Raw genomic sequence first — 5,225 nt, 5'->3', positions numbered from 1 at the left:
GGCCCTCGTGCTGCTGCTCAGCCGGTCAGACGGTCTCGGTGGAGCCGCCCGCGGCCTGGATCTTCTCCACGGCGGAGGCGGAGAAGGCGTGCGCCCTCACCTGCACCGCGGAGGTGATCTCGCCGGTGCCGAGGACCTTCACGGGCTGGCCCTTGCGGACCAGGCCCTTGGCCACGAGGGCGTCCACGGACACCTCGCCGCCCTCGGGGAACTGCGCCGAGAGCTTGTCCAGGTTGACCACCTGGTACTCGGTGCGGAACGGGTTCTTGAAGCCGCGCAGCTTGGGCAGGCGCATGTGCAGGGGCAGCTGGCCGCCCTCGAAGCCCGCGCGGACCTGGTAGCGGGCCTGGGTGCCCTTGGTGCCGCGACCGGCGGTCTTGCCCTTGGAGGCCTCGCCGCGACCCACACGGGTCTTGGCGGTCTTGGCACCCGGGGCCGGACGCAGGTCGTGGACCTTGATGGCGTCGTTCTCAGCCATTGTTGACCTCCTCCACGGACACCAGGTGCGGCACGGTGTTGACCATGCCCACGGTCACCGCGTCGGCCGTGCGGGTGACCGAGTGGCCGATCCGCTTGAGGCCGAGCGAGCGCAGGGTGTCGCGATGGTTCTGCTTGGAGCCCGTGACGCCGCGGGTCTGGGTGATCACCAGGGTGGCGTCGGAGGGCTGGATGTTCTTGCGGGTGGGCTCAGCCATGATCAGGCACCTGCCTTCTGCGCGCTCTTCTGGGCACGATCGTTCTCCATGGTGCGCAGCATCGCATGGGGGGCGATCTCGTCGAGGGCCTTGCCGCGGCGGGCGGCCACGGCCTGGGGCTCCTCGAGACGCTTGAGGGCGTCCACGGTGCCGCGCACGATGTTGATCGCGTTCACGGAGCCCATGGACTTCGACAGCACGTCGTGGATGCCCGCGCACTCGAGGACGGCGCGCACCGGACCGCCGGCGATCACGCCGGTGCCCGGGGAGGCCGGACGCAGGAGGACGACGCCGGCGGCGTCCTCGCCCTGCACGAGGTGCGGGATGGTGGAGCCGACGCGCGGCACGCGGAAGAAGGACTTCTTGGCCTCCTCCACGGCCTTCTGGATCGCGGCGGGCACCTCCTTGGCCTTGCCGTAGCCCACGCCGACGGTGCCGTCGCCGTCACCCACCACCACGAGGGCGGTGAAGGAGAACCGGCGGCCGCCCTTGACGACCTTGGACACGCGGTTGATGGCCACGACGCGCTCGAGGAACTGGTCCTTCTCGTCGTCCTGGGCGCCGCGCCGGTTGCGGTCGTCACGGCGACCGCCGCGACGGTCGCCGTCACCGCCACCACCGCCGCGGCCGCCCGCGCTGCGCTCGGTGGACTGGCCGGCCGAGCCCGCGGAGGTCTCGGACACGGTGGTCTCGGTGGTCTCGCTCACCTGGGTGTCCTTCTCGTTGTTGGTCTCGGTCACAGCTTCAGCCCTCCCTCTCGGGCGCCGTCGGCCACCGCGGCCACACGGCCGTGGTACTTGTTGCCGCCGCGGTCGAACACGACGGCCTCGATGCCGGCGGCCTTCGCACGCTCGGCGACGAGCTCGCCCACGCGCTTGGCCTTGGCGGTCTTGTCGCCCTCCAGGCCGCGCACGTCCGCCTCCATGGTGGAGGCGTACGCCAGGGTGCGGCCCTGGGTGTCGTCCACGACCTGCACGAACATGTGGCGCGCGGAGCGGTTGATGACGAGACGGGGACGGACGGTGGTGCCGGAGATCCGCTTGCGCACCCGGAGGTGGCGGCGGGTGCGGGCGTTGAACTTGCCCTTGCCCTTCACCTTCAGAGTAGACATCACTTACCTGCCTTTCCGGCCTTGCGGCGGATCTGCTCGCCCGCGTAGCGCACGCCCTTGCCCTTGTACGGGTCGGGCTTGCGCAGCTTGCGGATGTTGGCGGCGGTCTCGCCGACCTTCTGCTTGTCGATACCGGAGACGGTGACCTTGTTGCCCTCCACGGCGAAGGTGATGCCCTCCGGGCACTTCACCGGGACCGGGTGGGAGTAGCCCAGGGCGAACTCGAGGTCCTGGCCCTTGGCCTGCACGCGGTAGCCGGTGCCGACGACCTCGAGGGCCTTGGAGAAGCCCTCGGTCACGCCCAGCACCATGTTGTTGATCAGGGTGCGGGAGAGGCCGTGCAGGGAGCGGGACTCACGCTCGTCGTCGGGGCGGGCCACGATGACCTGCCCCTCCTCGAGGGTGGCCGTGATGGGGGTGGGCAGCGTGTGCTCCAGCTGGCCCTTGGGGCCCTTCACGGAGACGCGGGCGCCGTCGATGGTCACATCGACGCCGCTGGGAACGGTGATCGGGAGACGTCCGATTCGCGACATGTCAGTTCAGCCTTTCTTCTGTCTCGTCCGTCACCAGACGTAGGCGAGGACTTCTCCGCCCACGCCCTTCTGGGACGCCTGACGGTCCGTGAGCAGACCGGAGGAGGTGGACAGGATGGCGATGCCGAGGCCGCCCAGCACGTGGGGCAGGTTCGTGGACTTCGCGTACACGCGCAGACCCGGCTTGGAGATGCGGCGCAGGCCGGCGATCGCACGCTCACGCTGCGGGCCGAACTTGAGGTCGATGGTCAGCGTCTTGCCGACCTCCGCGGCCTCCTCGCGCCAGTCCTGGATGTAGCCCTCGGCCTTCAGGATCTCCGCGAGGCGGACCTTCAGCTTGGAGGACGGCATGGACACGGTGTCGTGGTAGGCCGAATTGGCGTTGCGCAGACGGGTCAGCATGTCTGCGACGGGATCGGTCATGGTCATGTGGGCTTCCGCCCTTTCTCGCCGTGGTTTCCCGCACCGGTTCACCGGTGGGGGACCTGTGGCGTGGAGGTCTTACTTGTCGGTCTTGAACGGGAAGCCCAGCGCCTTCAGCAGCGCGCGGCCCTCGTCGTCGTTCTTGGCGGTCGTCACCACGGTGATGTCCATGCCGCGCACGCGATCGATCTTGTCCTGGTCGATCTCGTGGAACACGGTCTGCTCGGACAGGCCGAAGGTGTAGTTGCCGTTGCCGTCGAACTGGCGGTCGGACAGGCCGCGGAAGTCACGGATGCGCGGCAGCGCGAGCGTGACCAGGCGGTCCAGGAATTCCCACATGCGGTCGCCACGGAGGGTGGCGTGCGTGCCGATCGGCATGCCCTCGCGCAGCTTGAACTGCGCGATGGACTTGCGGGCCTTCGTGACCATCGGCTTCTGGCCGGTGATCGCGGTGAGGTCCGCGACGGCGCCGTCGATGATCTTCGAGTCCTTCGCGGCCTCGCCGACGCCCATGTTGACGACGACCTTCACGAGGCCCGGCACCTGCATGACGTTCCCGTACTGGAACTGCTCCTGCAGGGACGCGCGGATCTCCTCGCGGTACTTGTCCTTCAGACGGGGCGTGACCTTCTCGGTCTGCTGCACCTCGGTCATCACAGCTCCTTCCCCGAGGCCTTGGCGAAGCGCACCTTCACGGTGGTCTGCTCGCCGTTCTTCTCGACGGTCTCGAAGCGGTAGCCCACACGGGTCGGCTTCTTGGTCTCGGGGTCCACCACGGCCACGTTCGAGATGTGGATCGGGGCCTCGGCGACCTGCAGGCCGCCCTCGGTGGAGCCGTTGTTGTTCTGGCCGGCGCGCAGGTGGCGGGTCACGCGGTTCACGCCCTCGACGAGCACGCGCTCATCGGCCGGGAACACGCGCAGGACCTTGCCCTGCTTGCCCTTGTCCTTGCCCGAGATGACCTGCACCAGGTCGTCCTTCTTGATCTTGGCCATGGGTCAGATCACCTCCGGGGCGAGCGACACGATCTTCATGAACTTCTTGTCGCGCAGCTCGCGGCCCACCGGGCCGAAGATGCGCGTGCCACGGGGCTCGCCCTCGTTCTTGAGGATGACGGCCGCGTTCTCGTCGAAGCGGATGTACGAGCCGTCGGGTCGGCGGGACTGCTTGCGGGTGCGGACCACCACGGCCTTGACGACGTCGCCCTTCTTGACGTTGCCGCCGGGGATGGCGTCCTTGACGGTGGCGACGATGGTGTCGCCGATGCCTGCGTAACGGCGTCCGGAACCACCGAGAACACGGATGGTCAGGATCTCCTTCGCACCGGTGTTGTCGGCGACCTTGAGCCGCGACTCCTGCTGGATCACTTGTATCTCCTTGCGTCGCGCCGGTTCTCACCCCCGATGGGCGAGCCTTGCGGAACGGTTGAAACGGTCATCCCGGGGACGCTTACCCCTCCCCCATCGCGCGCTCCTCCACGCGGGCTCGCCGGCCCCGCATGTTCAGACAGCGGGGGGCTCACGCGGCGGACGGGCGCACAGGGCAGGGCCGAGGCGGATCCGGGACGGTCGTGCGTCACCCCTCGGCACGCAGGATGGATGGTCCTGCCAACAAAGAGCGCACGAATACACCATGGTAGCGCAGAAGGCCACCCCGTGCCAGTGCACGGGGCGGCCTCCGACGGTCCCGGGTCAGGCCCGGGGACGGATCACTTGGCGCGCTCGACGATCTCGACGAGGCGGAAGTGCTTGTCCGCGGACAGCGGACGGGTCTCGGCGATCCGGACGCGATCGCCCACGCCGGCGGTGTTGTCCTCGTCGTGCGCCTTGACGCGCTTCGAGGTCTTGAGCACCTTGCCGTAGAGCGAGTGCTTCTTGCGGTCCTCGACCTCGACGACGATGGTCTTGTCCATCTTGTCGGAGACGACGACGCCGCGCAGCGCCTTGCGGTAGTTGCGCTCCTCGACGGGAGCGGCGGTCTGCTCGGTCACTTGGCAGCCTCCTCGTTCTTCTCGGCGCCGGCCGCCTCGACATCCCCACGGATGCCGAGCTCGCGCTCGCGCAGGATCGTGTAGATGCGCGCGATGTCGCGCTTGACGGCCTTCAGCCGGCTGGAGTCCTCCAGCTGGCCGGTGGCGGCCTGGAAGCGCAGGTTGAACAGCTCCTCCTTGGAGGACTTCAGCGCCTCCAGCAGGCGGGCGTTGTCCATCCCGTCCAGGGACTCGACGTTCAGATCCTTGGTACCGATGGCCATGGGATCACTCACCACCCTCTCGACGGATGACTCGGGCCTTGAGCGGCAGCTTGTGGATGGCGAGGCGCAGGGCCTCGCGGGCGACCTCGTCGGACACGCCCGAGAGCTCGAAGAGCACGCGGCCGGGCTTGACGTTGGCGACCCACCACTCCGGCGAGCCCTTGCCGGAGCCCATGCGGGTCTCGGCGGGCTTCTTGGTCAGCGGGCGGT

12 protein-coding genes are annotated in these 5,225 nt (G+C 68.7%); all 12 read right to left on the bottom strand.

Features of this window, described 5'->3' with window-relative positions:
- Positions 1-25: 25 nt before the first annotated feature.
- Positions 26-478: a 50S ribosomal protein L15 gene (gene rplO / locus Q4D18_RS07445; protein WP_303126920.1), complete on the bottom strand. Its 453-nt coding sequence runs from the start codon at positions 476-478 to the stop codon at positions 26-28.
- Entirely contained in the window at positions 471-695 is a 225-nt protein-coding gene (rpmD, locus tag Q4D18_RS07440) for a 50S ribosomal protein L30 (RefSeq protein WP_135028751.1), read from the bottom strand. The genes rplO and rpmD overlap by 8 nt, the downstream gene beginning before the upstream one ends.
- 2 nt (positions 696-697) lie before the next feature.
- On the bottom strand, positions 698-1,435 hold the full coding sequence (gene rpsE, locus Q4D18_RS07435; protein WP_303126917.1) for a 30S ribosomal protein S5: 738 nt from the start codon (positions 1,433-1,435) through the stop codon (positions 698-700).
- The gene (gene rplR, locus Q4D18_RS07430; RefSeq protein ID WP_303126915.1) at positions 1,432-1,806 is read right to left on the bottom strand and encodes a 50S ribosomal protein L18; all 375 of its coding nucleotides are present in this window, start codon (positions 1,804-1,806) and stop codon (positions 1,432-1,434) included. The genes rpsE and rplR overlap by 4 nt, the downstream gene beginning before the upstream one ends.
- Positions 1,806-2,339 carry a 50S ribosomal protein L6 gene (gene rplF / locus Q4D18_RS07425; protein ID WP_303126913.1) on the bottom strand — a complete coding sequence of 178 codons (534 nt, stop codon included), beginning with the start codon at positions 2,337-2,339 and terminating at the stop codon, positions 1,806-1,808. The genes rplR and rplF overlap by 1 nt, the downstream gene beginning before the upstream one ends.
- A gap of 30 nt (positions 2,340-2,369) precedes the next feature.
- Complete coding sequence (gene rpsH, locus Q4D18_RS07420) at positions 2,370-2,768, bottom strand: 30S ribosomal protein S8 (RefSeq protein WP_303126911.1); 399 nt, start codon at positions 2,766-2,768, stop codon at positions 2,370-2,372.
- Between the two features lie 72 nt (positions 2,769-2,840).
- Positions 2,841-3,416, bottom strand: a complete 576-nt coding sequence (gene rplE / locus Q4D18_RS07415) for a 50S ribosomal protein L5 (protein WP_248126215.1) — start codon at positions 3,414-3,416, stop codon at positions 2,841-2,843.
- A complete protein-coding gene (gene rplX / locus Q4D18_RS07410; protein WP_135028763.1) occupies positions 3,416-3,757 on the bottom strand; it encodes a 50S ribosomal protein L24 in 342 nt (113 codons plus the stop codon). The genes rplE and rplX overlap by 1 nt, the downstream gene beginning before the upstream one ends.
- Positions 3,758-3,760: 3 nt before the next feature.
- Positions 3,761-4,129 (bottom strand): 50S ribosomal protein L14, encoded by a 369-nt coding sequence (rplN, locus tag Q4D18_RS07405; RefSeq protein WP_303126909.1) that lies wholly within the window; start codon positions 4,127-4,129, stop codon positions 3,761-3,763.
- A gap of 341 nt (positions 4,130-4,470) precedes the next feature.
- Positions 4,471-4,752, bottom strand: coding sequence for a 30S ribosomal protein S17 (gene rpsQ / locus Q4D18_RS07400; RefSeq protein WP_303126908.1), 282 nt, complete (start codon positions 4,750-4,752; stop codon positions 4,471-4,473).
- Entirely contained in the window at positions 4,749-5,015 is a 267-nt protein-coding gene (rpmC, locus tag Q4D18_RS07395; protein WP_135028769.1) for a 50S ribosomal protein L29, read from the bottom strand. The genes rpsQ and rpmC overlap by 4 nt, the downstream gene beginning before the upstream one ends.
- Positions 5,016-5,019: 4 nt before the next feature.
- Positions 5,020-5,225: 50S ribosomal protein L16 (gene rplP, locus Q4D18_RS07390; RefSeq protein ID WP_303126904.1), on the bottom strand; the 206-nt coding region annotated here is incomplete at its 5' end.

Source organism: Micrococcus sp., from assembly GCF_030523875.1.
Lineage (GTDB): Bacteria > Actinomycetota > Actinomycetes > Actinomycetales > Micrococcaceae > Micrococcus.
Note: the sequence above shows the minus strand (reverse complement) of the source record. Positions and strands in the feature narration are given on the sequence as shown.

Bases quoted from the DNA above. Each gene is read 5' to 3' on its own strand.
- rplO (WP_303126920.1), bottom strand. From the start codon at position 478: ATGGCTGAGAACGACGCCATCAAGGTCCACGACCTGCGTCCGGCCCCG.
- rpmD (WP_135028751.1), bottom strand. From the start codon at position 695: ATGGCTGAGCCCACCCGCAAGAACATCCAGCCCTCCGACGCCACCCTG.
- rplR (WP_303126915.1), bottom strand. From the start codon at position 1,806: ATGTCTACTCTGAAGGTGAAGGGCAAGGGCAAGTTCAACGCCCGCACC.
- rplF (WP_303126913.1), bottom strand. From the start codon at position 2,339: ATGTCGCGAATCGGACGTCTCCCGATCACCGTTCCCAGCGGCGTCGAT.
- rpsH (WP_303126911.1), bottom strand. From the start codon at position 2,768: ATGACCATGACCGATCCCGTCGCAGACATGCTGACCCGTCTGCGCAAC.
- rplE (WP_248126215.1), bottom strand. From the start codon at position 3,416: ATGACCGAGGTGCAGCAGACCGAGAAGGTCACGCCCCGTCTGAAGGAC.
- rplX (WP_135028763.1), bottom strand. From the start codon at position 3,757: ATGGCCAAGATCAAGAAGGACGACCTGGTGCAGGTCATCTCGGGCAAG.
- rpmC (WP_135028769.1), bottom strand. From the start codon at position 5,015: ATGGCCATCGGTACCAAGGATCTGAACGTCGAGTCCCTGGACGGGATG.